28 protein-coding genes and 1 riboswitch are annotated in these 25,876 nt (G+C 50.6%); of the genes, 19 read left to right on the top strand and 9 right to left on the bottom strand.

The features are described from left to right. Window positions 1-6 precede the first annotated feature (6 nt). Complete coding sequence (locus AB9R92_RS00820) at window positions 7-921, top strand: diacylglycerol kinase (protein ID WP_370667665.1); 915 nt, start codon at window positions 7-9, stop codon at window positions 919-921. A 51-nt stretch (window positions 922-972) separates the two neighbouring features. On the opposite strand, the gene AB9R92_RS00825 is transcribed toward AB9R92_RS00820, so the two are convergent. After that, window positions 973-1,407 (bottom strand): NUDIX hydrolase, encoded by a 435-nt coding sequence (locus tag AB9R92_RS00825; RefSeq protein WP_370667666.1) that lies wholly within the window; start codon window positions 1,405-1,407, stop codon window positions 973-975. Between the two features lie 199 nt (window positions 1,408-1,606). On the opposite strand from AB9R92_RS00825, the gene AB9R92_RS00830 reads away from it, so the two are divergent. The 9 genes from AB9R92_RS00830 (at window position 1,607) to AB9R92_RS00865 (ending at window position 9,083) form a co-directional block, all read left to right on the top strand. Beyond that, entirely contained in the window at window positions 1,607-2,953 is a 1,347-nt protein-coding gene (locus tag AB9R92_RS00830) for a cytochrome ubiquinol oxidase subunit I (RefSeq protein ID WP_370667667.1), read from the top strand. Beyond that, entirely contained in the window at window positions 2,950-3,978 is a 1,029-nt protein-coding gene (locus tag AB9R92_RS00835; RefSeq protein WP_370667668.1) for a cytochrome d ubiquinol oxidase subunit II, read from the top strand. Before AB9R92_RS00830 ends, AB9R92_RS00835 begins: the two co-directional genes overlap by 4 nt. 15 nt (window positions 3,979-3,993) lie before the next feature. Beyond that, a complete protein-coding gene (gene cydS, locus AB9R92_RS17085) occupies window positions 3,994-4,104 on the top strand; it encodes a cytochrome bd oxidase small subunit CydS family protein (RefSeq protein ID WP_374703198.1) in 111 nt (36 codons plus the stop codon). A gap of 88 nt (window positions 4,105-4,192) precedes the next feature. Beyond that, the gene (gene rlmD / locus AB9R92_RS00840; protein WP_370667669.1) at window positions 4,193-5,554 is read left to right on the top strand and encodes a 23S rRNA (uracil(1939)-C(5))-methyltransferase RlmD; all 1,362 of its coding nucleotides are present in this window, start codon (window positions 4,193-4,195) and stop codon (window positions 5,552-5,554) included. Window positions 5,555-5,783: 229 nt separating this feature from the next. Continuing rightward, window positions 5,784-6,260: a flavodoxin family protein gene (locus tag AB9R92_RS00845; protein WP_370667670.1), complete on the top strand. Its 477-nt coding sequence runs from the start codon at window positions 5,784-5,786 to the stop codon at window positions 6,258-6,260. A gap of 48 nt (window positions 6,261-6,308) precedes the next feature. Next, complete coding sequence (locus tag AB9R92_RS00850; RefSeq protein WP_370667671.1) at window positions 6,309-6,779, top strand: GNAT family N-acetyltransferase; 471 nt, start codon at window positions 6,309-6,311, stop codon at window positions 6,777-6,779. Between the two features lie 75 nt (window positions 6,780-6,854). After that, complete coding sequence (locus tag AB9R92_RS00855) at window positions 6,855-7,280, top strand: DUF1801 domain-containing protein (RefSeq protein WP_370667672.1); 426 nt, start codon at window positions 6,855-6,857, stop codon at window positions 7,278-7,280. A 125-nt stretch (window positions 7,281-7,405) separates the two neighbouring features. Beyond that, window positions 7,406-7,564, top strand: coding sequence for a Fur-regulated basic protein FbpA (gene fbpA, locus AB9R92_RS00860; RefSeq protein ID WP_083509116.1), 159 nt, complete (start codon window positions 7,406-7,408; stop codon window positions 7,562-7,564). A gap of 70 nt (window positions 7,565-7,634) precedes the next feature. Further along, window positions 7,635-9,083 carry an amidase family protein gene (locus AB9R92_RS00865; RefSeq protein WP_370667674.1) on the top strand — a complete coding sequence of 483 codons (1,449 nt, stop codon included), beginning with the start codon at window positions 7,635-7,637 and terminating at the stop codon, window positions 9,081-9,083. Window positions 9,084-9,124: 41 nt separating this feature from the next. Here the strand turns inward: AB9R92_RS00865 and AB9R92_RS00870 are convergent, their stop codons facing one another. Next, window positions 9,125-9,964: a TetR/AcrR family transcriptional regulator gene (locus AB9R92_RS00870; protein ID WP_370667675.1), complete on the bottom strand. Its 840-nt coding sequence runs from the start codon at window positions 9,962-9,964 to the stop codon at window positions 9,125-9,127. 182 nt (window positions 9,965-10,146) lie between these two features. Between AB9R92_RS00870 and AB9R92_RS00875 the strand changes: the two genes are divergently transcribed. The 4 genes from AB9R92_RS00875 to AB9R92_RS00890 all read left to right on the top strand — a co-directional run bounded on the left by AB9R92_RS00875 (window position 10,147) and on the right by AB9R92_RS00890 (window position 15,054). After that, window positions 10,147-11,613: a DHA2 family efflux MFS transporter permease subunit gene (locus AB9R92_RS00875; protein WP_370667676.1), complete on the top strand. Its 1,467-nt coding sequence runs from the start codon at window positions 10,147-10,149 to the stop codon at window positions 11,611-11,613. A gap of 109 nt (window positions 11,614-11,722) precedes the next feature. Beyond that, on the top strand, window positions 11,723-12,880 hold the full coding sequence (locus AB9R92_RS00880; protein ID WP_370667677.1) for a DEAD/DEAH box helicase: 1,158 nt from the start codon (window positions 11,723-11,725) through the stop codon (window positions 12,878-12,880). Next, window positions 12,880-14,103: an aminopeptidase gene (locus AB9R92_RS00885; protein WP_370667719.1), complete on the top strand. Its 1,224-nt coding sequence runs from the start codon at window positions 12,880-12,882 to the stop codon at window positions 14,101-14,103. The genes AB9R92_RS00880 and AB9R92_RS00885 overlap by 1 nt, the downstream gene beginning before the upstream one ends. Before the next feature lie 12 nt (window positions 14,104-14,115). Then, window positions 14,116-15,054 (top strand): SGNH/GDSL hydrolase family protein, encoded by a 939-nt coding sequence (locus AB9R92_RS00890; protein ID WP_370667678.1) that lies wholly within the window; start codon window positions 14,116-14,118, stop codon window positions 15,052-15,054. A 60-nt stretch (window positions 15,055-15,114) separates the two neighbouring features. On the opposite strand, the gene AB9R92_RS00895 is transcribed toward AB9R92_RS00890, so the two are convergent. Continuing rightward, the gene (locus tag AB9R92_RS00895) at window positions 15,115-15,264 is read right to left on the bottom strand and encodes a hypothetical protein (protein WP_167456542.1); all 150 of its coding nucleotides are present in this window, start codon (window positions 15,262-15,264) and stop codon (window positions 15,115-15,117) included. 64 nt (window positions 15,265-15,328) lie between these two features. Further along, the gene (locus AB9R92_RS00900) at window positions 15,329-16,411 is read right to left on the bottom strand and encodes a M20 family metallopeptidase (RefSeq protein WP_370667720.1); all 1,083 of its coding nucleotides are present in this window, start codon (window positions 16,409-16,411) and stop codon (window positions 15,329-15,331) included. A gap of 139 nt (window positions 16,412-16,550) precedes the next feature. Continuing rightward, window positions 16,551-16,650, top strand: a riboswitch (TPP riboswitch). Between the two features lie 100 nt (window positions 16,651-16,750). Here AB9R92_RS00900 and thiT point away from each other — a divergent pair. Further along, entirely contained in the window at window positions 16,751-17,326 is a 576-nt protein-coding gene (gene thiT, locus AB9R92_RS00905; protein WP_370667679.1) for an energy-coupled thiamine transporter ThiT, read from the top strand. 159 nt (window positions 17,327-17,485) lie between these two features. Further along, a complete protein-coding gene (gene map / locus AB9R92_RS00910; RefSeq protein WP_211653615.1) occupies window positions 17,486-18,238 on the top strand; it encodes a type I methionyl aminopeptidase in 753 nt (250 codons plus the stop codon). A 45-nt stretch (window positions 18,239-18,283) separates the two neighbouring features. On the opposite strand, the gene AB9R92_RS00915 is transcribed toward map, so the two are convergent. Next, a complete protein-coding gene (locus AB9R92_RS00915) occupies window positions 18,284-19,024 on the bottom strand; it encodes a tryptophan-rich sensory protein (protein WP_370667680.1) in 741 nt (246 codons plus the stop codon). A gap of 186 nt (window positions 19,025-19,210) precedes the next feature. Between AB9R92_RS00915 and AB9R92_RS00920 the strand changes: the two genes are divergently transcribed. The 3 genes from AB9R92_RS00920 to AB9R92_RS00930 all read left to right on the top strand — a co-directional run bounded on the left by AB9R92_RS00920 (window position 19,211) and on the right by AB9R92_RS00930 (window position 22,122). Continuing rightward, window positions 19,211-21,010: a M3 family oligoendopeptidase gene (locus AB9R92_RS00920; protein ID WP_370667681.1), complete on the top strand. Its 1,800-nt coding sequence runs from the start codon at window positions 19,211-19,213 to the stop codon at window positions 21,008-21,010. A gap of 1 nt (window position 21,011) precedes the next feature. After that, window positions 21,012-21,560, top strand: a complete 549-nt coding sequence (locus AB9R92_RS00925; protein ID WP_370667682.1) for a GNAT family N-acetyltransferase — start codon at window positions 21,012-21,014, stop codon at window positions 21,558-21,560. Between the two features lie 79 nt (window positions 21,561-21,639). Then, window positions 21,640-22,122, top strand: coding sequence for a DinB family protein (locus AB9R92_RS00930; protein WP_370667683.1), 483 nt, complete (start codon window positions 21,640-21,642; stop codon window positions 22,120-22,122). A 416-nt stretch (window positions 22,123-22,538) separates the two neighbouring features. On the opposite strand, the gene AB9R92_RS00935 is transcribed toward AB9R92_RS00930, so the two are convergent. The 4 genes from AB9R92_RS00935 to AB9R92_RS00950 form a co-directional block, all read right to left on the bottom strand. Further along, window positions 22,539-23,111 (bottom strand): beta-class carbonic anhydrase, encoded by a 573-nt coding sequence (locus tag AB9R92_RS00935; protein ID WP_370667684.1) that lies wholly within the window; start codon window positions 23,109-23,111, stop codon window positions 22,539-22,541. Between the two features lie 30 nt (window positions 23,112-23,141). Then, window positions 23,142-24,149, bottom strand: coding sequence for a rod-share determining protein MreBH (gene mreBH / locus AB9R92_RS00940; RefSeq protein ID WP_370667685.1), 1,008 nt, complete (start codon window positions 24,147-24,149; stop codon window positions 23,142-23,144). A gap of 128 nt (window positions 24,150-24,277) precedes the next feature. Further along, on the bottom strand, window positions 24,278-24,418 hold the full coding sequence (locus AB9R92_RS00945) for a hypothetical protein (protein ID WP_167358028.1): 141 nt from the start codon (window positions 24,416-24,418) through the stop codon (window positions 24,278-24,280). A gap of 84 nt (window positions 24,419-24,502) precedes the next feature. Continuing rightward, on the bottom strand, window positions 24,503-25,735 hold the full coding sequence (locus AB9R92_RS00950) for an aminopeptidase (RefSeq protein WP_370667686.1): 1,233 nt from the start codon (window positions 25,733-25,735) through the stop codon (window positions 24,503-24,505). Between the last annotated feature and the right edge of the window lie 141 nt (window positions 25,736-25,876).

Consider the following 25,876-nt stretch of genomic DNA (forward strand, 5'->3'; position numbering starts at 1 on the left):
AATCCGATGAAACGAGCACGCATAATTTATAACCCGACATCCGGCAGGGAATTGTTCCGCCGCCACCTTCCGGAAGTATTGGAAAAGATGGAAATCGCAGGATACGAAACTTCCTGCCATGCGACGACTTGCGAAGGGGACGCTGTGAGAGCGGCGGAGTATGCAGTCGAGCGCAAATTTGATTTGGTGGTGGCAGTCGGCGGGGACGGGACGCTTAACGAAGTCGTCTCCGGCATCGCCAAATACCCGGAACGCCCAAAAGTGGGCTTGATTCCGATGGGCACGACCAATGATTTTGCACGGGCTGTGCGCATCCCACGCGATATTAACCGCGCAGTTGACATCATCATCAAAGGCGAATCGATCCCGGTCGATATCGGGGTTATGAACGATGACCGCTATTTCGTCAATATTGCCGGCGGCGGGCGCTTGACGGAGTTGACATACGAAGTCCCGAGCAAGCTCAAGACGGTGCTCGGCCAATTGGCGTATTATTTGAAAGGCATCGAGATGATTCCTTCAATCCGTTCATCCCGTGTACGCATCGAATACGATGGGCAAGTGTTCGACGATAAAGCGATGATGTTTTTGATCGGGCTGACGAATTCCGTCGGCGGCTTTGAAAAACTGGCGCCGGATGCCAGCATCAACGACGGCAAATTCACCTTGCTCATCCTGAAAGAATTGAACATGGCAGAATTTATCCGTGTGGCATCACTGGCGCTTCGGGGGGAACATTTATCCGACCCGCACGTGCTGTATGTGAAAGCGAGCAAGATTTCCGTAACGTCCAATGAACGCGTATTGCTGAACCTTGACGGCGAGTTCGGGGGCATTTTGCCGGCTACATTCGAAAACCTGGAACGCCACATCGAAATGTTCGTGCCGCTTGAGTACATCAAAGAAAAAGACCGCAAATAAAAGCGATCCGCCCACCCCTAATTGGGATGAGCGGATCGCTTTTTGAATAGCTCAGTATTCCAGCAATTCGATCGCTTCGTCTTGGTCTGCTGCCAGTTTCGGCAAGCCTTCAATCGGTTCCCAGCGATACTGTACGATAAGCCCGTTGTCGCGCCCTTCGCTTTTGATCGTATGCTCGAATTCATCAATTTTTTCGCCGGTGTATTCAAAATGGAAGATGTTGCGCTCGTACGCTTTGTCTTTATGCGCCGGGTAGTAATTGTATTTGTGGATTTTCCCGACGAATTCCAGCACATCGCGCGGCAAGCCGGTTTCTTCTTTCACTTCGCGGTAAAGGGCATCGATCAATAATTCGCCTTCCCCAATCGTTCCGCCCGGCACTTGCAATCCGACTTCGGGTTCGCCTTTGTACTCGAATACGAGCAATTCTCGGTTGTTTTCTTCACCTCTGGTTATATAGGCAAATACCTTTCTTCTTGTTTCCATATGAATCATCCTTTTCTTTTGTTCATTATAGAATACTAAAAATTCAGGAAAATTTCAATGGGAATGTTTTCTTTTTGTCACAGCTTATTCAAACATCGGGCGGAATCGGATGCCTCGCAGAAGTTTATGGGAGGGCCTTTGAGGTACAATAAAACATATAACGGGCTGTGCTTTGGCCCATGTAAAGGGGACGAGAATTTTGGGATTTGAAGATGTGGCTTTTCAAAGCCGTATATTGACCTTAATGACCCTATCATTCCATATCATCTATGCAACGATCGGTGTCGGGGTCCCGCTCATGATCATGATTGCCCAATGGGTCGGGATCAGAAAAAATGACGAACACTATATTCTTCTTGCACGCCGCTGGGCGAGAGGGTTTGTCATCACGGTGGCGGTGGGGGTTGTGACCGGTACCGCAATCGGTCTGCAATTATCATTATTGTGGCCGAACTTTATGCAGATGGCGGGGAACGTCATTGCGCTTCCGCTGTTCATGGAAGTGTTTGCCTTTTTCTTTGAAGCGATTTTCCTCGGGATCTATTTGTATACGTGGGACCGTTTTGAGGACCAGCGCAAGCATTTCCTGTTGTTAATACCGGTCGCGCTCGGAGCGGCTGCGTCCTCTGTATTCATCACCATCGTCAATTCATTCATGAATGCGCCGCAAGGGTTTGATGTGTTGAACGGTGAGCTGGTCAACGTAAGCCCGTTGCTTGCGATGTTCAGCCCGGCCGTGCCGACGAAAGTGGCACACGTCTTGTCGACCGCGTTCATGACGAGCGCATTCGTATTGGCGTCAATCGCTGCATACCGGCTGATGCGCGGATCGAATCATATTTACCATAAAAAAGCCTTGTTCCTGACAATGAAGCTCGGGCTTGTATTTTCGGTCGCGACCGCCATCATTGGTGACTTTTCAGGGAAATACTTAGCCGAATACCAGCCAGAGAAACTGGCGGCTGCCGAATGGCATTTTGAAACGGAATCGGAAGCTGAACTTGTGCTGTTCGGCGTGTTGGACGGCGAAGAGCCGAAATACGCCATCCGCATTCCATACGCGCTAAGCATTTTGGCGCACGGTGTACCAAGCGGTGAAGTCATCGGCTTAAATGATTTCCCTGAAGATGAAATTCCGCCGCTGTGGATCCATTATCTCTTTGATACGATGGTCACGCTCGGCATGTGGCTTGCGTTCTTCTCCTTCGTCTACGTCGTCGGCGCGTGGCGCGGCTGGCCTATTGTCACGAGAAAGTGGTTCCGCTGGCTGACTGTGCTGAGCGGGCCGCTCGCCATGCTCGCGATACAGGCCGGCTGGTGGTTCACGGAAGTCGGCAGGCAGCCGTGGATCCTGCGCGGCTATATGAAGACCAGTGAAGGGGCGACGACAAGCGGGCAAGTCGATTTGATGATCGTCATGTTCGCCGGCCTCTATGTCATTCTCGGAATCGGGACGGTTGTCGTGTTATCACGTATGTACAAACGCAACCCAGTCGAGAAGGAATTGGCACAGCGTGAATCCGTAAAAGGCGGTGAGGAATCATGACACTCGAAATTATCGGGATTTCCGTTCTTTGGCTGTTCTTGTTCCTCTACGTTATTGTGGCGTCGATTGACTTCGGCGCTGGATTCTTTAACGCCTACAGTGCTTTTTCCGACAAGCAGCATATTCTGACAGGCATCATCCAGCGCTATTTGTCGCCGGTATGGGAAGTGACGAACGTCTTTTTCGTTTTCTTCTTCGTCGGCATCATCGGGTTCTTCCCACAGACGGCCTTTTACTACGGCACCACTTTGCTTGTGCCGGCAAGCATCGCGCTTATCTTGCTGGCAGTGCGCGGTTCCTATTACGCGTTCGCCACTTACGGTGCGAAGATCAATCACCGCGGCTATATTTATATGTACGGACTGTCCGGCCTATTGCTTCCGGCGGCGCTGTCGCCGGTGCTGGCCATTTCAGAAGGCGGCTTTATGCGCCTTGAGGGCGGGCAGCCTTCGCTTGATTACTGGGCGCTGTTTACAAGCCCCTTGATGTGGAGCATCGTCGTCTTGAGCATTGCCGCGGTGCTGTATATTTCCGCTGTGTTCTTGACATGGTATGCCTGGAAGGCAGGAGACGAGAAAGCGACGCAACTCGTCCGTAAGTATGCGCTGATTTGGGCCGGGCCGACGATTGTCACCGCGACCGGCATCATCTTTGAACTGCGCGGGCACAACCCGGAACATTACGCGAACTTGCTCGATTTATGGTGGATGTTCGCGCTATCGTTCCTATTGTTCCTCGGCACGGTGTTCTTGATCTGGAAAAAGCGCAATTATGGCTTGGCGTTCATCTTGCTTGTTGGCCAGTTCTTTACCGCGTTTTTTGCTTACGGAGCGTCGCATTACCCGTATTTGTTGTATCCGCATTTGACGATTTACGACAGCTTTACGAATGAATCGATGGCGATCGCCTTGATCATCGCCTTCATCGCAGGGCTCGGGCTATTGCTGCCGTCTCTTTACCTATTATTCCGCCTGTTCCTGTTTGACAAAGATTACGTCAAAGGGAAATCGGATTACCATGCCTGAAGGAGGCTGTAAAAGATGAATGATTTCTTCATTTTCTATGCGCCGTTTCTGGTGATCATCCTGGCTATTGCCGTCGGTTTCTGGATATCACTGAAAGATGGCCCTGTAACGAAAGATAAGAAATAAAACTGTGGCGGGAATTTCCCGCCGCAGTTTTTTACTGCTCAAAAAGCGGATATGTTACAATAAGTCAATGTGAAATGGAGTGAACGTAATGAAACCAGTAACGAAAAATGACCGCTTATCGGTCTACGTCGAAGACTTGACGCATGATGGTGCCGGCGTCGCCAAAGTGGACGGCTATCCGCTGTTTATCAAAGAAGCATTGCCGGGTGAGACCGTGACAGTGCATGTGCTGAAAACCTTGAAATCCTACGGGTTTGCAAAACTCATCTCGATCGAAGAGAAATCCGCAGACCGTATCGACGCGCCGTGCCCGGTATTCGAAATTTGCGGCGGCTGCCAATTGCAGCATCTGTCCTACGCAGGCCAACTGAAATACAAAGAAAAAGTCGTGCGCGATGCGATGGCACGCCTCGGCAAATTGCCGGACGTTCCGGTCCATCCGGTCAAGGGCATGGACAACCCGTGGCGCTACCGCAACAAGTCGCAGATCCCGTTCGGCCTTGATGACGGCCGCGTTGTCGCGGGCTTTTACCAGCCGCGCTCGCACCGCATTGCGGATACCGATATCTGCCTGATCCAAACGCCGGAAGCGGACACTTTAATGGCGTCGCTCAAGCGCAATTTGCAGGACATGGGCATCGAACCTTACGAAGAGAAGACACACCGCGGCATGCTGCGCCACGTCGTCCTGCGCAAAGGGCGCGTGACGGGTGAATTGATGGTCGTGTTGGTGACGAAGAAGCAGAAATTTCCGCAAGCAGAGCGCGCCGTGGAAGCGATCCGTGCGGCGTTGCCGGACGTGACGTCGATCATGCAGAACGTTAACCCGGAAAAGACCAATGTCATTTTCGGGAATGAAACAATCAATCTATGGGGCAAAGACATCATCGAAGACCGAATCGGCGATGTACGCTTCGAAATCTCCGCACGATCGTTCTATCAAGTCAACCCTGAACAGACGGAAGTGCTGTACGGACAGGCGCTTGATTACGCGGGCCTGACAGGAAGTGAAACGGTAATCGATGCGTATTGCGGCATCGGCACGATTTCGCTATTCCTTGCACAGCGCGCGAAGTTCGTCATGGGCGTCGAGATCGTCCCGCAGGCGATTGAAGACGCCAAACGCAACGCCGACTTGAACGGCTTCAAGAACACCTTATTCGAAGCGGGGCCAGCAGAAGAAGTCATTCCGCGCTGGTATAAAGATGGCAAAGAAGCCGATGTGCTTGTCGTTGATCCGCCGCGAAAAGGCTGCGACGAAGCGCTTCTTCAAACGATGCTCGAGCAACAACCTGAGCGCATCGTCTACGTCTCCTGCAACCCGGCGACGCTCGCACGCGACCTGCGCATTTTGGAAGACGGCGGCTACCGGACGCAGGAAGTCCAGCCGGTCGATATGTTCCCGCAGACGACCCATGTCGAATGTGTCGCGTGGCTAACGAGAAGCTGATGGGCTTCCGGTAAGAACGAATTGTTGATTTTTGGAAAATAACGCAATTTAATAGTCGACCCCCAATGATTGTTCTTTGAACAGGATTGGGGGTTTTATTATGGAAGAGGAAAACGCAACTGAGGACTTTAGGTGGAAGGAATATTTTGCGTCACAGGGAAGTAATCAGGCAATGATGGATGAAGCGTCGAAAAGGAATTGCGGATGCTTCAACAAAGGAGGGAACGGTATGAAAATCGGCATTATCATGCATTCCCAGACGGGGCATACCTTGCTTGTCGGCGAACGGCTTCGTGAGAAATTGCAAAGCGACGGCCATGAAGTTCGTTTAATGAGGATGCAAAATCTCGAGAACGAAGAAGCGAAAAATCCAACAGCTGTACAATTGGATTCTTTGCCGGAAACCAAAGGGTATGATGCTTTGGTTTTTGGCGCATGGGTACAGGGCTTTACGCTATGTCCTGGATTTATAAAGTATGCGGAACAACTTCCGGATCTCGGCCAAGCACCGGTATCTTGTTTCTTGACGCAGCAATTCCGCTATAAATGGATGGGCGGAAACCGGGCCATGGGAAAAATGAAAACATTGCTAAAAGCCAAAGGGGCAGTGGTCAATTCCGACGCCATCATCAATTGGTCCCATAAAAAAAGGCCACAGCAAATCGAGGAATTGGTAGCACGCTTCAGCAGCCAATATAAAGTTTAGTCAAGGGCAAGAAGGTAAGTCAGAAAGCAAGAAAGGGAGTTGGGGCTCATGTCGAACATCCAATTTAAACGGTTGGCAGATGATGCACAGTCGCTGGAGCGGTTCAGGGAATTGAATGTTTTATTTGCGGATGCATTTGAGGAGGAAGAAACATATCTTGGAAACCCGCCGCCTGATAGCTATCTCTTATCTTTACTGGCAAAAGACCATGTCCTGGTCTGCGCCGCCTTGTCGGGTGGCGAACTTGCAGGCGGGCTTGTCGCATACGTGCTGGATAAATTCGAGCAGCAGCGCAAGGAAGTTTACATCTATGATTTGGCAGTGGCCAGCAAATATCGCAGGAGAAAAATCGCGACCGAGCTGATCCGGTTTGTGCAAGGTCAAGCGCAAGAATTGGGAGCCTGGGTCGTCTTTGTCCAAGCGGATCCTGTGGACACGGCTGCCGTGAAACTTTATAGCTCGCTCGGTACGCGGGAAGATGTGTTTCATTTTGACTTTACCCTAGCGGAACGAAAATGATCAGGACTTTGTTGCAGGACAATGGGCACTATGTGTGGAAGTAGGGACGAAGCGGATGTTGGAGGAGGGGTAGGGATGTACGAACAAAAAACGAAACAACACGAAGGCAGCGTCGCCGAATTCATTGAATCGGTCGAAAAGCCGTCAAAAAAAGAAGATGCCTATCAATTGCTGGAGATTTTTGAACAAGCTACAGGTTATCCGGCGAAAATGTGGGGCGACAGCATCATCGGCTTCGGTTCTTATCATTACCGTTATGCCACAGGCCATGAAGGCGATGCGCCGCTCGCTGGATTTTCCCCGCGTAAAGCGAAAATCAGCTTATATTTGACGGGGTGTGCAGAAAAAGAGCCGGATGCGCTCGAGCGTCTGGGGAAATGCACAACGGGCAAATCCTGCATCTACATTAACAAACTGAGCGATATCGACCCGGAAGTGCTGAAAGAATTGATCCGCAATGCAGTGGCATATTTGCAGGAGCGCTATCCAGGCAACATGTGAGTTGAAATTTGTCGAAACAAGGGCGGCCGCAAAAATTATCGGCCGTTTTTCTTTTGGCAGGTTTTAGGGCTTGATCGTTTCGGGTATAGAAATAGTGACACTATCTGCAAGGAGAGAAAAGCAAGATGGAACACATACCCGAGTCAAAATTCGAAGACAAACGATCGATGGTCATTGATGAGCTCGTTTCGAAGAATGTCTTCAAGATCAACGGCAGGCAACTTTACGAACTGTCCTTATATGAACTGCTAAAGGAATACACCGATAAAAGCCTAAGCTCATGAGCTCAGGCTTTTTTAGATATTCACGGCTCTTGGAAAAGGGCTCATTTTGCACTACGCGGGAGGAACTGGCATGCATCATCAAAAACTGGAAGACTACCGAAAAAACAAGCTCGATGAAATGACGATTGCGGAATTGCAAAAGGAAATGGAAACAGGCAAGCTGACGTCGGAAGAACTCGTGCTGATGTACAAAGAAAATATTTCCTTGCGCGATCAAAATACCCGAGCCGTGCTCGAAATCAATCCCGATGCGTTGCTTACTGCCCAAGCATTGGATTTTGAACGGAAGCACAAAGGGCCGCGCTCAAAACTGCACGGCATCCCTCTGCTCGTGAAAGACAATATGGACACCGGCGATAAAATGCATACAAGTGCCGGTTCACTTTCCATGGCAGATCATTACGCGCTGCGCGATGCGAAAGTGGTGGAAAAGCTTCGGGCCGCGGGGGCAATTATCCTCGGTAAAACGAATATGACCGAGTGGGCGAATTTCATGAGCGATAAAATGACCAATGGCTACAGTTCACGCGGTGGCCAAGTGAAAAATCCGTACGGTGCATTTGATGTTGGCGGGTCAAGTTCAGGTTCGGCGGCCGGCGTGGCTTCGAATTTGGCTTCCGCTGCGGTCGGGACGGAAACATCCGGTTCGATCATCAACCCGGCGGCACAGAACAGCCTCGTCGGCATTAAGCCGACAATTGGCCTCATCAGCCGCACAGGGATTATTCCCTTATCGCATACGCAAGACACGGCCGGGCCGCTTGCGCGCACAGTGGAAGATGCAGTGACGGTGTTCGCAGCCTTGATTGGGACAGACCCAGAAGACGCAGTTACGCTGTTTGCCGAACAATTCAATGGCTATGACTGGCAGCAGCATTTGGATAAAGACGGATTGTCTGGCGCGGTACTCGGCGTGGACCGTCAATTGTTCACAGATATCACGGAAGAGCAATCCGCCGCATTCGAACAGGCCATGGAGCAGCTGCGTGCTTGCGGAGCCGCCATCAAGGAAGTCGACCTTGGCGCCGATCAGGAAGATCTCGGTTTTGCGGTGCTGCTCCATGAATTCAAAGCAGACTTGAACGCCTATTTGGCGCGCTCGAACCCCGACCACCGGATCCGTTCGATGGGTGATATCATTTCATACAATAATGAACATGCAGAAAGAATGTTGAAATTCGGCCAGAATCTATTGGAGCAAGCCAATAGCATGAGCGGAAACTTGACCGAGAGGGAATATGTGGAGGCACTTGAACGCAACCGCTTCCTGGCGGCTGAACTGGGGATGAATAAGCGCCTTCAGGAAGCAGGCGCAGATGCGCTTCTTTTGCCGAAGGATTTTGGCTGCAATATTGGCGCAGCTGCCGGATTCCCCTCGATTACGGTGCCAGCTGGATTGACCGAATCAGGCGAACCGTTCGGCATCACGTTTGCCGGACAGGCATTCGATGAACCGAAGCTGATTGAATATGCTTATGCTTTTGAACAAGCGGCAGCGGGGCGGAGGCCTCCATCATAAAAAATCCCCTTTCTTGGAATTTCTCCAGGAAAGGGGATTTTTTATTTGATTTGGCGCCATACTTGTTCCAAAAAAATCTGCAGCCCGGCATCGTCCGTACGATTGCCTAAAGTAGTCAATACGCTATTGACGATCGCTTTGCGCGGTTTTGCAGCTGTAAGTTCATCGGCAAGAAACGCGAGCATTTGCTGCAAGTCCGGGTCTTCCATATCAGCGGCAAGCGCCTGCAATTGTTTAGCGCTGTCAGCTAAAGTCGGCGACTGCCCATTTTGTTCCAGCAGATGTTCGGATAAAAATCGCTTGCCGTCTTTCAATTGGGCCTCGACCGCTTGTTTCATGCGATGGACGATGTAGACGGTCAGTTCATCAAGCGGCAGCTGCTGCGTGGTGCCGAGGCGCCACACATGCATCAATTGCTGGAGCGCGCCGTTTGCCATCGCGGCATTTTCGAGTGCATAAGGGCGCGCCTCTTCACCAAACATATCCACAATGCGGCTGCTCAGCCACTTAAGTTCTGCAATGTACTGGCTTTTCCCGAAAGCTTTCAGTTCCTCATCTTGCGAATAGAAGATGCTTTCGTACAAGGAGAAGAGATTCTTCTCGTGATTCATGCGGATGCGGATTGCCAATTGCCTGGCGAACAGGTCCGTGTCGGATGGAGATTCCCCGAAAGCCGCGGCAATGCGCTGCGCACGGATATCTTCACTGATCGATTCCATCAAGGCGATTAGGCATTCCGATTTCGACGCAAAGTAATTATAGAAAGTGCCTTTGGAGATGCCGGCTTCGTCCAGAATGTCCTGTATCGAGGAGGCGTTATAGCCCTTCTGGATGAACAGGCGATGGGCGGCATGGATGATTTGCTGTTTTTTAGGATTCATAATATCCCCTTTTTGGACTGGTTGTATAGAAAAATCATACCGTCAAAAGCTGATGAAATCAATGTTCCAAACTTATTGCCTGTTTTCGGTCCGTCTTTCTTGTAAAAATTATACCGCGAGTATAAAATATGTCGATAGAGTATAATCAGCCGAAAGAAATCGGCGAGACGGAGGAAAGAAAGATGAAAGAAACAACAAAACCACCTTATGCAATCATCGCCATTTTGTTCACTGGGGCATTCGTGGCGATTTTCAACCAAACCCTTTTGAATATTGCCCTGCCGGAAATCATGGTTGACCTGCAAGTAGACGCTGCGACAGCCCAATGGCTCGTTACGGGCTATATGCTCGTCAACGGCATCCTGATTCCGGCGAGCGCTTATTTGATCCAACGCTATTCAAACCGTGCCATTTTCATTGTCGCGATGTCCTTGTTCTCCCTCGGGACCTTATTTGCTGCACTGGCTCCGACATTTGCTGTGCTGTTGATCGGCCGCATGATCCAGGCGTCAGGCGCTGCGCTCATGATGCCGTTATTGATGAATGTCATGCTTGCCGCCTTCCCGGTCGAAAAAAGAGGGCAGGCGATGGGCATCTTCGGGATGGTCATGGTCGTCGCGCCGGCAATCGGCCCGACGCTGTCCGGGTTCATCGTCCAGACCTACTCGTGGCGAATCTTGTTCTTTATCGTATTGCCTGTTGCATTGATTCCGTTACTCCTCGGAATCTTCAAATTGAAAAACCTGACCTTCCAAAACCGCGAGCTGTCGCTTGATCCATTGTCTCTCGTGCTATCGAGCCTTGGGTTCGGCGGTTTGCTTTACGGATTCAGTTCGGCGGGGTCCCTTGGCTGGGAAAATCCGGCGGTCTATTTGACGATAGCGGTCGGCCTGTTGTCCTTGACGGTCTTTGCGTTCCGCCAAATGAAGCTTAAAGAGCCGCTGTTGGAGCTGCGCGTCTATAAGCACCCGATGTTCGCATTGTCTTCGGTCATTTCGGTCACTTTGTCGATGGCAATGTTCTCCGCGATGATCCTCATGCCGATCTACATCCAGACCATTAAAGGCATCTCGCCAATCCAATCCGGTTTGATGATGCTTCCGGGGGCGCTCGTCATGGGGGCCATGTCTCCCATAACCGGCCGCATTTTTGACCGGTTCGGGGCTAAAGTGCTGGCACTGCCTGGACTGGCCCTGGTTGTCATCACTACCTATTTGTTCAGCAATCTAACACTGGATACGGGTTACTATGAAATCATGGCCATCTATACCTTGCGCATGTTCGGCATTTCGATGGTCATGATGCCGGTCATGACGAACGGGCTCAACCAATTGCCGATGAAATCTTATCCACATGGCACGGCAATCAACAATACCTTGCAGCAGGTATCCGGCGCCATCGGTTCAGCATTTCTCGTCACTTTGATGAATTCGCGCACGGAGTCGGCGGCACAAGAACTGGTCGCTTCCGGGACAAGCGCACAAGAAGCGGCCATCCCTGCCATGCTCGAAGGCATCAACTTCTCGTTTACGGTGTCGACCTACATCGCGCTCGCGGCTTTTCTGTTGGCGTTCTTCATAAAAAAACCCGACCAGAAAGCAACAGAAAGACAAAAAGAGCATGTGTACAAACAACGTTATGCAGATTGAAAAGAGGCGGTTCCTTTTTAAAAAAGGAACCGCCTTTTCATTTGCCAAAAAAGCGGCAAAGCGCCGGATATGGTACACTTAAGGCATCGAAAAGAAGGTGGAATGACACATGAATTTTTTAGAAGAACTAAGTCCTGTCTGGCAGGATAAATGGAAACAAACCGGCTTTACCGAAGCGATGCCGATCCAGGAACAGATGATTCCGGAAATGCTTGCAGGAAATGACATCGTAGCGGAATCTCCGACCGGTTCCGGAAAAACCTTGGCCTATCTATTGCCGATCTTGGAACGCGTCGACCCGAAAAAACCGAATACGCAAGCGATGATCATCGCCCCGTCACAGGAACTCGCGATGCAAATCGTCAACGTCTTGCGCGAATGGACAACAGGGACGGATGTGACGGTCACGCCGTTGATCGGCGGCGCCAATATTCAGCGCCAACTGGACAAGTTAAAGAAAAAACCGACAATTGTCGTCGGCACACCGGGACGCTTGAATGAATTGGTCAAGACCAAGAAACTCAAAATGCACGAGGTGCGCATCATGGTGCTTGATGAAGGCGACCAATTGATGGCGCGTGAACACCGTGGCATCATGAAGGACCTCATCGAAAGAACACAGCAGGACCGCCAGCTCGTATTGGTATCGGCGACGATCACCGAGGAAATCGAATTGGTGGCAGAACGCCTGATGAAGCAGCCGATAAGATTGCAAGTATCCGCTGAACAGTTGCCGAAACAGGGCAAAGTGACGCATTCATTCATTAAAGTCGATGAGCGCGACAAGACCGACTTGTTGCGCAGCCTGTCGCATATGACAGGCGTAAAGGCACTTGCATTCGTCAACAATCTTGACCAAGTGTTGATGAAGGAAAGCAAGTTGAAATTCCGCGACGCGAAAATCGCGACTTTGCATTCCGAAATGAAAAAAGAAGAACGCAAGAAAGCGTTGGACGATTTCCGCAAAGGCGACACGGCTGTATTGATCGCGACCGAAGTGGCAGCGCGCGGCCTTGATATCGATCAATTGACACATGTCATCCATGTCGATGCACCGATGACAGTCGAGCAGTATTTGCACCGTTCCGGCAGAACCGGGCGTGCAGGGGCTGATGGGGAAGTGTTGACGCTTCTGGCTTATGCAGACGAAAAGCATTACAAGAAACTGACGAAAGAATTGCCGAACAAGCCGGTGCAGAAAATCATGCACGGCGGCGAGTTGATGGAAGGAAATAGCAAAACCATTTCAGCAAAGGGGAAGAAATGATGAGCTTTCAGGACAAGTTAGCGCAATATGCGGAATTGACTGTCCGTGTCGGCGTCAATGTCCAGCCGGGGCAGGAGCTGTTGATTGCGACGACAACCGATACCGTGGAATTCACGCGTTTGGTCGTCGAGAAAGCCTATGAGGCCGGGGCCAAGCAAGTCCACGTCGCGTTCTCGGATCCATCAGTAACGCGGACGCATTACGAATTGGCGCCAGACGCCGCGTTCCATGAATTTCCGGATTGGGTCGTCAAACAGCGCGACGCCATCATCGACCAAAAAGGCGCATTCTTATGGATTGACGCAGAAGACCCGGACTTGCTGACCGGCATTCCGGCAAAACGGCTGAGCGATGCCCAAAAATCCGCTGGAAAGGCATTGGAACGCTATCGCCAGGCTGTCGGATCCGATAAGATCGCTTGGTCGATCGTCGCGATCCCTTCCGAAAAATGGGCACAAAAAGTGTTCCCGGACGAACAGGACCAGATGGCCGCTTTATGGCAAGCGATTTTTCAGACCGTGCGCATCGGAGACGGTGACGCAGTCGCATTGTGGCACGAACACATCGCCAACCTGGAACGGCGGGCGGCCGCATTGAACGAACGGCGCTACCGAAAATTGCATTACCGTGCGCCAGGAACCGATTTGACGATCGGCTTGCCAGATGGCCATATTTGGATGAGCGGCGCTTCCCGCACACCAGACAATGTGCCGTTCATCGCCAATATGCCGACTGAAGAAGTGTATACCGTGCCGGCTAAATTGGAAGTCGAAGGCACCGTGCGCAATACGAAGCCGCTCGTTTACCAAGGCAATATCATCGATGGCTTCACGTTGGACTTTGAAAGCGGCCGTATTACAAAAGCGCAGGCAGAAGTCGGGCAGGAACTGCTGGATGAATTGATTTCAGCCGACGAAGGTGCCGCGTATCTTGGGGAAGTGGCGCTTGTGCCGGTTGAATCGCCGATTTCGGCTTCCGGCACCTTATTCTATAACACCTTATTTGACGAAAACGCATCAAACCATTTGGCTATCGGCGATTCCTACCCAACTTGCCTCGAAGGCGGAAAAGACTTAGAGCGCGGGCAATTAAAAGATTACGGATTGAATACATCGATTGTCCATGAAGATTTCATGATTGGCTCGAGCGAGATGGATATTGACGGCATTACGGAAGACGGCAAAACCGAAGCAATTTTCCGTAAAGGAAATTGGGCATTCTAACGAGGTGAGCATATGAAAAAGACGATGAGTGCGGTGGCGGCAGGGCTTTTGCTAATGGCTGGAAACCCGGTATCTGCAGAGCCGCAAATACCTGCCGCTTATGTGGCGATTGGCGATTCACTGGCGGCAGGCCAGACGCCGAACCGGTCAATCGACAGCGGCTATTCAGATTTGATTGCGCAGGAATTGACACGCAACCAGCCACTGGCGTTCTATTCGAAAGACTTGGCATTTCCTGGATTCACTACAAGCGATGTCCTGGAAAGCATCGAGTCGGATGAAGCAAAAGAGCTGCTGGGCTCGGCGAACGTCATCACGGTGTCTGCCGGCGCGAATGATTTGTTGCGCCTCGTGCAAGCAAATGCCGCTGAAGGCGCTTTGAGTTTTGAAGAGATCCAGGCAGATTACGCATTGAATGCAGCGCGTGAAAATGTCGAAACGATTCTGGCTGAACTGGGAGAGCTTGCGCCGACAGCGGATATCTATGTCATGGGCTATTATTTTGCTTATCCGCACGCCAGGGACAGCCAAAAACAAGGAACGGCGGGGCAGCTGGAACAATTAAACGCCATTCTCAAGCAGGAAGCGGAACAGGCCGGCGCGACATTTGTCGATGTAGCCGACCGTTTCGGTGAGGATGCGGTCGAACTCGTCCCGAATTCCGGTGACGTCCATCCGAATGTGGAGGGCTATCAGGAGATGGCAAACGCTTTCTTTGAGCATTACGGGGAAGGGTTTGAAGTGGAGGATGCAGAGCTTCCGGAACCGGCGCCTGTAACTTTCGAGGAAATCCAGCAAATGCAGGAACAGGAAGAGTCGACAGATGAAGCGGATGAAGCGGAAGAATCGCCTGCTACGGAAGATGCTTCAGGGGATGAGTCTGCCGCCAAGGCATTTCAAGGCGAAAAACTTGATTATCTGGCGATTCGCCAGGCATTGCCACTCATTTAGAAGTTCAAGTCAAATAAAAAAAGCCCGAGAAAATGGATTATTTTCTCGGGCTTTTATCGTTCAGCGGCTTTTTCGTGAGTCGCTGCGGTTGCGTGCATCGTTTTCATTGTTTGCGTTGTTCTTTTTGCGGTTATTCATCACTTTGCGGATGATTGGGTATGCAATCGGCCCATATTTAATCGCAGATCGGACAAGTCTTCCAATAGCCATATTTATCGCTCCATTCATTTTTTCGTATTGAGGTTTAGTAGAGTTTTCCCGTTTTCAGCTCTTATTAAACATCTGTCGGGGCGGTGGCGTGCGCGATCAAAATATCCTTATAGGACTGAACGCTTGAAATAGAGACGTATTCAGCATTGCCGTGCCAGTCGTCTCCACTCGGCCCGAACTCGATGGCGCCTTGCCCGCCGATTTTTTCGGCATAGTAACGGGTGTCGGCAGCACCGTGCTGGCCGAACAGCACCGGCTTTTCCGAAAGCGTCGTTTCGACCGCCTTCATCAAGGTCCGGATGTACGGATGGTCGTCCGTCGTCGTCAAGGCAGGGGTCGAACCGCTCGCTTTATATTCCATGTCGACGTCGAGTTTCTCCGCCAGTTGTTTCATCTGGCGGACGATCTCGTCTTTGTCCTGTCCGGGCATGAAGCGGATATCGTAGGACATTGTGCAGATTTCCGGCACGACATTATAACGGTCGCCTGCGTTGATGATCGGCAGGTTGACAGAAGGCTCCTCGTAGTATTCGGTCGATTCTTTGCGGAACGGCAAATCGTTCATGCCGGCATGGAATTTCATCGCCGATTCGATGGCGTTGATGCCTTCCCATGGGCGCGAGCCGTGTGCCGGTTTGCCTTTGAACGTCAAATCCATTCGTAAGATGCCTTTCGATTGCAAGCCGATCTTCAAATGGGTCGGCTCGCCGCAAATAACGAAATCGCCGTAATGGCCCTGGTCGACGAGCCATTTCGATGTATTGCGCCCGCCGATTTCTTCGTCGGTGACAATATGCAAATGCACTTCGCGCGGCAATTCAGAGGCGTCGAGTTCAACAAATGCCTGCATCATCGCAGCGACTCCCGCTTTCATGTCGGCCGAACCGCGGCCATACAGTTTGTCGCCTTCTTCGATAGGGGAAAATTGTTCTTTATGGCCCGGCACGACGTCGACATGGCCGTTCCAGATGATCTTTTCAGCGCCTTGGCCTTTGGCTGCTGTCAGCATAAGGTAGCCGTCATTATCATGGACTTCCACTTCTTCGCCTTTCGCTTTGAGCCAGGCAGAGCAGAACAGCAGCGCTTCGTTCGCCCCTTCTTTCGTATCGCTTTCGATTTTTATTAAATCCTTCAATAAATCAATCATTGATCCGGCAGTTTTCAAACTGCCTCCACCACCTTCCACAAAGTTTGCTAGTTTCTAACTACCCTAATCCGTTTGGTTGAAACAGCCTTGCATGCGAAGTGCGCGTTGTGTACAATACACATAATAGCGGAATAATTGTATACACCACAAGGGGAGCTTTGGCTGAGAGTGAACGATTAAGTTCTTACCCTTCGAACCTGCAAGTTAATGCTTGCGCAGGGATGTGGATGGAAAACCGGCCCAAGCGGCGCCAGGATCTATCCTGGCGCCGTTTTCTTTATAGTTCTGTGTAAAAACGGCCCTTCTGGTGATGTGCAAATCCAAAAGGAGGCAGTTTGAATGAGAAATAAACGTGTATTGTTAATGGTCGAAATTGCGATTTTTGCAGCTCTCGGCTTTGTATTGGATTTTATCGCCTTTCGCATGCCGCAAGGGGGATCGGTCAGCTTGGTCATGATACCGATTGTGTTGATGGCATTCCGGAGGGGCGTCGCAGCCGGTGTCGTCACGGGGCTGTTGGTGGGCTTGCTGCAGATCGTCACGGGGTTCATCTCGGTTGCGCCGCTATCGTTCGGCTTTGTCGTCATGCAAGTCATCTTGGATTATTTGCTGGCGTATGGCGTTGTCGGGTTCGCGGCGATTGTGCGCGACCGTTACCTGGAGGCCGTACAGGCGAGAAAGACCGGGAAAATCATTGCCATGGTCGCACTTGGCGTCTTGATCGGTTCGTTTCTCCGTTATGTGATTCACGTTATTACGGGCATCCTGTTCTTCGGCATGTTTGCGGAAGGTAACGTCTTCATCTATTCGGCGGTCTATAACGCCACCTATATGATTCCCGTTGCAATCGTTGCGGCAATTGTCTGCTCGTTGCTGTTCATTACAGCGCCGCGGCTGACACAGCCGGATGCATGATCAAAACCGCCTATAGCTAGGCGGTTTTTTAAGTGGATAAAGAAAATAATGAGTGCTTTTTATTGGTTATTTATGGGAATTCTCAAAAGGTATGAGAGGCGAGAGCGGCTTATTCTATGTTATAATGCTCAAATAGAATAGTTTGAAAGAAGGGTCAGTATGATAGCGACTAATGAAAAAGATATTGAAGGTTTGAAAAAAGCCGGACAGATGGTGGCGGAAATCCGCGAAACGATGAAAGCGGCCGTGAAGCCCGGCATCACGACGAAAGAACTCGATGAACTTGGGGGCCGCCTATTCAAGGAATGGGGCGGGGTCTCTGCTCCGAAATCGGAATATGATTTCCCAGGCTATACGTGCATTAGTGTCAACGAAGAAGTAGCGCACGGGATTCCAGGTAAGCGCGTTATCAATGACGGCGATATCGTCAATATTGACGTGTCCGGATCATTTGGGGAGTATTTCGCGGACACCGGCATTTCATTCGTGGTCGGAGAAGGGCACGAAGCGAAAGAAAAGCTTTGCCAAGCGGCGGAATCCGCATTCGAACGCGCCATGATGAAAGTGAAAGCCGGCGCCAAACTGAACCAGATCGGCAAAGCAGTCGAACGCGAAGCGAAAGACCAAGGTTTGTTCGTCATCAAGAACTTGACCGGGCATGGCGTTGGGAAATCGCTTCATGAAGCACCGCAATATATCCTTAATTATTACGATGCATGGGAAACGACGATCTTGAAAGAAGGCATGGTGCTCGCAGTCGAGCCGTTTATTTCCCAAAAGGCCGAGCATATCATCGAATCAGGCGATGGCTGGACCTTTATCACGCCGGACCAATCGCTCGTCGCACAGATCGAACATACCGTACTTGTCACAAAAGGCGAACCGATTTTGCTGACGAAACTCGAAAAATAAAATCATCGAATACAAAAAAACAACCATCAGTCGATGGTTGTTTTTTTATAGCGTCATACCCGTTTTTGCCGGCTTTTTCTTGATCAACAGAATGCCGGTCAGTAAAACGCCGCTCAGGAATAGAGCTGCCGTACTGACCAGCATCTCGTCCATGCCGTGGCGGACGGCGATCGCGACGAATGCCCAGATGAACACCAAAGTCAGTGGAATGTCTGAATGGTGGAAGCGTATGTGAAGCGCCAATGCGGTCGCAACCGTCAGCATGATGACCGTCCACAATTGATCGCTCAGCCCCCAGCCGCTCCAACTGTAGAAAGTCAAAACATAGCTAATATTGGCGATGGTCGCGACACTGATCCAGCCAAGGTTGACGGAGATCGGCAAACGTTCCGTAAAGCCCCGTTCGTCGTTTCCATATTCCAAGTACAAAGCGATCAGTGACAATAGATAGGCAATCATTGAAACAATCGACCAAATAAAGAACTCATAATGCCAGCAAAGCAGCCAAGCGATATTGAAAACAGCGCTCAAGATGAAATACATTGAGACTTTTGCTGAAGGGTGCACTCCTTTTTTCAAGCGCAGCCAAAAGCCGATAATCCAGATAGCCAATAAAATATATATAACGGACCAGATGGAAAATGCATAACCGGCCGGCGTAAAGAGAACCGGCACACGGTCGGAGATTTCACCGGTAGTCTGACCGTTGATCGGCAGTATATTCGCCAAGGCATTCATGGTGACGACGGCGATAAATGCCAAGGTCATCAGCAGTACGCGAATCATATGAAATCCCTCCTCAAATATCAGTATAAACTCGCCAGCCCGCACGACCAACAAGAAAGTGCAGGAAGTTTTTGAAAAATGGCGATATCGTGAAAAGTGGCAGGCAGTCGCCGTTCCCGTTCCGTGAAGGGAGATGTTATACTTATTAATGTATTTTGAAAATTCGTGACTGCAGGGGGAAAAAAGATGACAAATACATATCCGGAAGTATGGGAGCTCGACAGTTTATTTTCAGGGGGGAGCGATTCAGCTGAATTGAGAACGCATCTGGGCGCGACAGGTGATAAGCTGGCCGATTTCGAACAAGCCGCTGCGACGTTCGATGTGCCGAAGCGAGCAGCCGATGCGCAGCAGGTGGCGGCGTTTTTGGAACAGACGAGTGATGTATCGGTGGATATCCGCCAAGCAGGGGCGTTTATCGGCTGCTTGATGGCACAAAACACCGAAGACAAAAAAGCGGCATTGCTGCAAAGTGAACATGCATTGATGCGCTCCAGGTTCCAAAGCGCTTTCTTGAAATTCAAGCAGGCGCTCATGGAGACGGACCCCAACGTCTGGGCAGAGCTGCTTTCGACTGAAGACTTGAAGGAATTCGCATTTGTCTTGGACGAATGGCGCAAAGAAGCGAAACGCCTGCTGTCAGAGCAAGAGGAAGGGCTCATCACATCGCTCGGCATCGATGGCTATCACGCGTGGAGCGAATTATACGATTTGCTGATTGCTTCTGTATCGGTCCAAGTGAATGTGGACGGGGAAGAGAAGACGCTGTCTGTGGGTCAGGCGAATAATTTAAGCTCCCACCAAAATGGCAAAGTGCGCAAGGAAGCGTATGACAAGCTGGAAGCGGCCTGGGGCGAAAAAGAAGAGCTGTTTGCGAAGACCTTGAACTCTCTCGCAGGATTCCGGCTGCAGATGTATAACAAGCGCGGCGTCGACAATGTGCTTGAAGAGCCGTTGCAGATGAACCGCATGAAACAGGAAACTTTGGACGTCATGTGGCAGGCCATCAGCGAACATAAAACACCGTTTGCGGATTACTTGGTGCGAAAGGCGCAATTGCTCGGCAAAGACCAGCTCGCCTGGTACGATGTCGACGCGCCGGTCGTGGAAAACTCCCAGTCGTTCGATTACGGGCAAGGGTCGGAGTTCATCATCCGCCATTTCGGGAAATTCGGCCCGGAACTGGAGAAATTCTCCCGCCATGCACTGGAAAATGGCTGGGTGGAAGCGGAAGACCGCGCGCACAAGATGCCGGGCGGCTTTTGCACTTCGCTCCCGAAAAGCGGCGAATCGCGCATCTTCATGACCTATAGCGGATCGATGTCCAATGTCGCGACATTGGCCCATGAATTGGGGCATGCTTTCCATACGCATGCGCTGCGCCCGATGCATGATTTGAACCGCAGCTATGCGATGAACGTCGCTGAGACGGCATCGACGTTCGCGGAAATGATCGTCGCGGACGCAGCGGTCAAGAACGCTGTGACCAAAGAAGAGAAAATCTCTTTGCTAGAAGACAAGATCCAGCGCAGCGTGGCATTTTTCATGAACATCCATGCCCGTTTCCTATTCGAGACGAGATTCTACGAAGAGCGCAAGAACGGCGTGGTTCCGGCAAGCCGCTTGAATGAATTGATGGAACAGGCCCAAGAGGAAGCGTTTGCCGGTAGTTTATCCGAAGGGCATCCGCATTTCTGGGCCTCCAAATTGCATTTCTATATCACCGATGTGCCGTTCTACAATTTCCCGTACACATTCGGCTACTTGTTCTCGCTCAGCGTTTACGCGAAAGCGCTAGAAGAAGGAGAAGGGTTTGAAGAGAAATATATGGCCTTGCTCCGTGATACAGCGGTTATGAGTACAGAACAATTGGCGATGAAGCATCTCGGGGAGGACATCACCGAAAAAGGATTCTGGGAAAAAGGCATTGCCTTGTGTACAAAAGATGTTGAAGAATTCATCAAATTGACTGCAGAAGAGGGATAAGATGAATCTGCTTTTTGAAGGGAAAACGTGTTATCTGCGCACACTCACCGTAGAAGATGCTGAAGACATGGTGCGGATCCTCGTGAAGAACCGTGATTATTGGGCGATTTATGAGCCGAGGCATCGCGATAGTTATTTCACGGTTGCCGTACAGCGAGAGAAAATCCGCGAATCGATCTACCAGGCGCGGGAAAATCGGGAATACAGTTTCGGGATTTTCTCACATGACACCAATCAACTGATTGGCCATATTTCCATTTACAGCATCAAACGCTTGCCGTTTCTCAGCGCTTTGGTCGGCTACTCCATGGACGAAGAGTATATCAGGCGCGGCATTGCCAGCGAAGCGGTCCGCTTGGTCACGGCGTTTGGATTTGAACAATTGCGGCTCCACCGCGTGGAAGCGTATGTCGCCCCGGATAATGCCGGCTCTCTGCGCGTGCTCGAAAAAGCGGGGTTTGAAAAAGAAGGTTTGCTCAAGCAATTCCTGTTCATCAACGGCGAATGGAAAGACCATTATTATTACGCATTGCTCGAACAGGATTTTTGAAAGGGCAAGGCCGCCTATCTGAGATGGTGGAAGGATATGCGGAGATGGTTTGAAAATTGAGGAAGGGAGAGGGTGCCAGATGAATCCCGAGAAATTATTTGCCTATCACCAGTGGGCCAGCCAAAAGGTGCTGCAGTTAGTGGAAGACGCAGGTGAAGAATATTACACAAAAGCGGGCAAAAGTTCATTCCCATCGATCCGCGAAACGGTCGCCCATGTCATTGGCGTCGAAAAGATCTGGTTCAAGCGGATGAATGGGGTCAAGAGCCCGGAATTTGAACACTTCGATGTCGATACGGTAGAGAAAGCGAAAAATGCCTTGCTCTTGCTTCATGCGGAGATGGAATTGTATTTCGCCTCGCTATCAGAAGAACGCTGGCAAGAAGAGCTGGATTACCGCAATATGAAAGGCGACGAGTTCCGCCACAGCCGCGAAGAAATGCTCTTCACCGTCGTCAATCACGCGAGCTACCACAGAGGGCAGATCACGTCTTTATTGCGCCAATTCGGCAAGACAGGCATCCCGCTTGATTATATTTATTTCCAAAAAGAAAACCGCTGAGATTTCTCAGCGGTTTTTAGCTTGTCTAGAAAGTTAAGAAGTCGTATTTTCCGAAGCTAATCGCACGACTCCGCGGGCGGGAATCGAGCCTCCTCGTCACTAAAACCGTTGCTCAACTCTCACTGCGTTCGAGCATCGCAAATGAATTTGCTCAGCACAGCTTCGCTCATTCATTGCCTGGCGGGGTCTCTCAAACCCGTCGCTTCGCTGCTCCCGCAGGAAAGATAAGGCCGAACTACGTGAGACCTTATCTTTGCGAAGTAATGCGCAGCATTATTGAGCAGAAGGGTTTACGAGCGAACGCTTCTCCAAATACTTAGATAGGTCATTGATTATTGATTGTAGAAAAAGTGGTTCCTTTTTAATTCATTGTGAATCATAGACTTCATCAGCACTCTTAAAAAAGCTGAGATTTCTCAGCGGTTTTCGTCTTTATTGCCGTCGATGACGACGTCGAGTTTTCCGGTTTTCGGGTCGATGACAAGGCCGTGGACGGGAACCGTTTTATCCATCAATGGGTGATGGCGGACCATATCGACGCTGTGGCGCACGCTATCGGTTACGTTGTCGAAGCCTTGCAGCCATTCGTCGAGGTTGACGCCTGAGAATTTCATCTGTTCGATTGTGCTTTCCTCGATGCCGCGCTCTTTCATCTTTTCGATGATGCCTTCCGGTTTCACTTTGGCCATGCCGCAGTCGTGGTGCCCGATAATATAGATCTCATCGGCCTTCAACTCGTATACCGCCACAAACAGGCTGCGCATGATGCCGCCGAACGGGTGGTTGATGACAGCGCCGGCGCTTTTGACGATTTTCACGTCGCCGTTCTTGAAGTTCATCGCTTTTGGCAAAAGTTCAAGCAGGCGGGTATCCATGCAAGTCAAGATGACGATCCGTTTATCCGGGAGATTGGTGGTGATGAATTCCTCATAGCGTTTTTCTTCTACAAATCTTTCGTTGTATTCCAAAATCTCATTCAATAAAGACATCGATTTTCCTCCTTGATGGTCGTTTGGGATTTAACGCGACATTTTTTCAAGCTGGTCGATCATGCCGAGCGAGCGGCCGGTGCCGATTGCTACAGATTCCAGCGGGTCCGGTGCGATATGGACCGGTACGGAAATTTCTTGCGCCAGCCATTCCTGCAAGCCTTTCAATAAGGCGCCGCCGCCAGAAATGACGACGCCTTGGTCGACCATGTCTCCAGACAATTCGGCGGGGCAATTTTCCAGTGTGGCACGGATGCATTCCAAAATGGCTGACAAAGACTCGCTAAGTGCTTTTTGCATTTCGTCGGAACTCAATTCGATCGTTTTCGGCAATCCGCTCAATACGTCACGGCCGCGGATATTCATCTTTTTCGGTTCGTGAGAAATCGGCGCGTAGCCGATTTCTTTTTTGATCGTTTCAGCCGTTTTCTCGCCGATCAATAAATTGTAATGCTTGCGGACGTATTGGATGATGTCTTCATCCATCCGGTCGCCGGCGATCTTGATCGTATTGGAAGACACGACGCCGCCGAATGAAATGATGGCGACTTCCGTCGTGCCCCCTCCAATATCGACGATGACCGAAGCGACAGGTTCCGTAATCGGCAAGTCAGCGCCGATTGCTGCAGCGACCGTCTCTTCGATCAAGTGCACGGATTTCGCGCCGCTCTGTTTGACGGCATCATGGATCGCCCGGCGTTCAACAGCGGTTGCGCCGGACGGGGTGCAGACCATGACTTTCGGCTTCCTGAGAGAGCCGCCAAGTTGTTTCGCGGCTTTTTGCATGACCAGCTTCAAAAGCTCGCGGGTCACGTCAAAATCGGCGATGACGCCTTCTTTCATGGGGCGTACGATGCGGATGGAATCGGGTGCTTTGCCGAGCATTGCCTTCGCTTCGGTTCCGATGGCGATGACGGCGCCGCTGCGGGCATCCAGGGCGACGATGGATGGTTCATTTAAGATGACGCCTTTTGACTTTGTATAGACAAGAATATTGGCGGTACCGAGATCGATCCCGATATCCGTTGCAGAAAACATGGATAGATTCCTCCTAATCGGTATAAACACTGCTTATTTAAATTTTATCACTTTTCTGTGAGATGTGATAGAGGAAGGAGAGACAGAAAAAAGCTCTGCCCCGCATATGCGAGGCAGAGCTTTTTGACTTAATGACGCTCTTTCGGAAGCGGATCGATATGCTCTGCATCATGGCTATGAAGCTCTTTGCCAAGGAAATGAAGCAGTGTGAAGAAGAACATGAAGATCACAGCCATGAATCCGAGGACAGCAGTAATACCGTAAAGCATAGTGATAACCCCTCTCTAAACTGTAATTATCCTATTCAGTATACATGAAAACGCATGGAAAATTAAGTGTCGAATTATCGACCTTTAAAATGCCCAGTTGCCGCTGCGGAAAATCGGTTCGCGTGTACCGTCTTCCAAAATGCCATCGATATTAATATCGGCAGAGCCGACCATGAAATCGACATGCGTGATGCTTTGGTTTAGGCCGTGCTCTTTCAATTCATCCGCCGACATCGTCTTGCCGCCTTCTAGGCAAAACGCATAGGCGCTGCCGATCGCGAAGTGGTTGGACGCATTTTCGTCGAACAATGTATTGAAGAACAAAATGCCGGAATCCGAAATCGGTGATTGATGCGGCACCAACGCCACTTCGCCGAGGCGGTGGGAGCCTTCATCGGTCGCGACCAATTCCTTAAGCACTTCTTCGCCTTGTTCAGCGGATACCTCGGTGATGCGGCCGCCTTCGAACGTGATTTTAAAGCCGTCGATGATATTGCCGCCATAGCTGAGCGGTTTCGTGCTCGAGACGAAGCCGTTGACATCGTCTTTATGCGGGACCGTAAAGACTTCTTCGGTCGGCATGTTCGCCATGAACGTATCGCCTTTTTCGTTGACGGAACCAGCTCCAGCCCATAGATGACCTTTTGGCAGAGCCACTTCCAGGTCGGTGCCCGGTGCCTGGTAATGGAGCTTGGCGTATTTCTTGTCGTTCAAGTAATCGGCTTTTGTGTGAAGCGTGCGGTCATGCTCCCGCCAAGCTTCGATCGGGTCCTTCGCATCTGCGCGGACAGCTTTGAAAATCGCTTCCCAAAGTGCCTCCACTTGCTCGTTTTCCGGAAGGTCCGGGAACACTTTTTTCGCCCATTGCTCAGACGGCGCTGCCAGGACGCACCAGCTGATTTTATCGGATTGGACGTACTGGCGGTATTTGTTCAGCGCTTGTCCGGTCGCTTTTTGGGACGCCGAAATGCGTTTGGAATCGATGCCTTTTAGCAAGTCGGGACTTTGCGAGACAACGCTGATGAACGCTGCGCCTTGTTCGGCCAATTGCTCCCGCTCCTGGACTTTCCATTCCGGGAATTCCGCAAAAGAATCTTCCGGTGCTTTCTCGAAGCGCGTGCGGGAAATCACATCATCGCTCCAGTCCACGAATACTTGCCTCGCACCTTCGTCATAGGCTTTCTTGACGATCAAGCGGACAAACGGTGCTGCATCTATGGACGCTGCAATATACAATTTTTGGTCAGGCTGGATATTGACGCCTACCTTTACCGCCAATTCAGCATAGCGGGATAATTTCTCATCAAATGTAGTCATTTCCAAAAACACTCCTCTCATCCTTTCTATAGTAGCAATATTCAAACACGTTGCGCAATAGTCGTGCGCATGAAAGAAAAACGAGTTGCATCTTTTATTATAAAAGTTTAAAATGTAAACAAAAGTTTAAAGGGAGGGAGC

This window comes from Planococcus sp. SSTMD024, assembly GCF_041320495.1.
Lineage (GTDB): Bacteria > Bacillota > Bacilli > Bacillales_A > Planococcaceae > Planococcus.

Excerpts from the sequence above, each read along its gene's own strand:
- AB9R92_RS00820 (WP_370667665.1), top strand. The coding sequence starts at position 7 with ATGAAACGAGCACGCATAATTTATAACCCGACATCCGGCAGGGAATTG.
- AB9R92_RS00825 (WP_370667666.1), bottom strand. The coding sequence starts at position 1,407 with ATGGAAACAAGAAGAAAGGTATTTGCCTATATAACCAGAGGTGAAGAA.
- AB9R92_RS00835 (WP_370667668.1), top strand. The coding sequence starts at position 2,950 with ATGACACTCGAAATTATCGGGATTTCCGTTCTTTGGCTGTTCTTGTTC.
- cydS (WP_374703198.1), top strand. The coding sequence starts at position 3,994 with ATGAATGATTTCTTCATTTTCTATGCGCCGTTTCTGGTGATCATCCTG.
- rlmD (WP_370667669.1), top strand. The coding sequence starts at position 4,193 with ATGAAACCAGTAACGAAAAATGACCGCTTATCGGTCTACGTCGAAGAC.
- AB9R92_RS00845 (WP_370667670.1), top strand. The coding sequence starts at position 5,784 with ATGAAAATCGGCATTATCATGCATTCCCAGACGGGGCATACCTTGCTT.
- AB9R92_RS00850 (WP_370667671.1), top strand. The coding sequence starts at position 6,309 with ATGTCGAACATCCAATTTAAACGGTTGGCAGATGATGCACAGTCGCTG.
- AB9R92_RS00855 (WP_370667672.1), top strand. The coding sequence starts at position 6,855 with ATGTACGAACAAAAAACGAAACAACACGAAGGCAGCGTCGCCGAATTC.
- fbpA (WP_083509116.1), top strand. The coding sequence starts at position 7,406 with ATGGAACACATACCCGAGTCAAAATTCGAAGACAAACGATCGATGGTC.
- AB9R92_RS00865 (WP_370667674.1), top strand. The coding sequence starts at position 7,635 with ATGCATCATCAAAAACTGGAAGACTACCGAAAAAACAAGCTCGATGAA.
- AB9R92_RS00870 (WP_370667675.1), bottom strand. The coding sequence starts at position 9,964 with ATGAATCCTAAAAAACAGCAAATCATCCATGCCGCCCATCGCCTGTTC.
- AB9R92_RS00875 (WP_370667676.1), top strand. The coding sequence starts at position 10,147 with ATGAAAGAAACAACAAAACCACCTTATGCAATCATCGCCATTTTGTTC.
- AB9R92_RS00880 (WP_370667677.1), top strand. The coding sequence starts at position 11,723 with ATGAATTTTTTAGAAGAACTAAGTCCTGTCTGGCAGGATAAATGGAAA.
- AB9R92_RS00885 (WP_370667719.1), top strand. The coding sequence starts at position 12,880 with ATGAGCTTTCAGGACAAGTTAGCGCAATATGCGGAATTGACTGTCCGT.
- AB9R92_RS00890 (WP_370667678.1), top strand. The coding sequence starts at position 14,116 with ATGAAAAAGACGATGAGTGCGGTGGCGGCAGGGCTTTTGCTAATGGCT.
- AB9R92_RS00895 (WP_167456542.1), bottom strand. The coding sequence starts at position 15,264 with ATGGCTATTGGAAGACTTGTCCGATCTGCGATTAAATATGGGCCGATT.
- AB9R92_RS00900 (WP_370667720.1), bottom strand. The coding sequence starts at position 16,411 with ATGATTGATTTATTGAAGGATTTAATAAAAATCGAAAGCGATACGAAA.
- thiT (WP_370667679.1), top strand. The coding sequence starts at position 16,751 with ATGAGAAATAAACGTGTATTGTTAATGGTCGAAATTGCGATTTTTGCA.
- map (WP_211653615.1), top strand. The coding sequence starts at position 17,486 with ATGATAGCGACTAATGAAAAAGATATTGAAGGTTTGAAAAAAGCCGGA.
- AB9R92_RS00915 (WP_370667680.1), bottom strand. The coding sequence starts at position 19,024 with ATGATTCGCGTACTGCTGATGACCTTGGCATTTATCGCCGTCGTCACC.
- AB9R92_RS00920 (WP_370667681.1), top strand. The coding sequence starts at position 19,211 with ATGACAAATACATATCCGGAAGTATGGGAGCTCGACAGTTTATTTTCA.
- AB9R92_RS00925 (WP_370667682.1), top strand. The coding sequence starts at position 21,012 with ATGAATCTGCTTTTTGAAGGGAAAACGTGTTATCTGCGCACACTCACC.
- AB9R92_RS00930 (WP_370667683.1), top strand. The coding sequence starts at position 21,640 with ATGAATCCCGAGAAATTATTTGCCTATCACCAGTGGGCCAGCCAAAAG.
- AB9R92_RS00935 (WP_370667684.1), bottom strand. The coding sequence starts at position 23,111 with ATGTCTTTATTGAATGAGATTTTGGAATACAACGAAAGATTTGTAGAA.
- mreBH (WP_370667685.1), bottom strand. The coding sequence starts at position 24,149 with ATGTTTTCTGCAACGGATATCGGGATCGATCTCGGTACCGCCAATATT.
- AB9R92_RS00945 (WP_167358028.1), bottom strand. The coding sequence starts at position 24,418 with ATGCTTTACGGTATTACTGCTGTCCTCGGATTCATGGCTGTGATCTTC.
- AB9R92_RS00950 (WP_370667686.1), bottom strand. The coding sequence starts at position 25,735 with ATGACTACATTTGATGAGAAATTATCCCGCTATGCTGAATTGGCGGTA.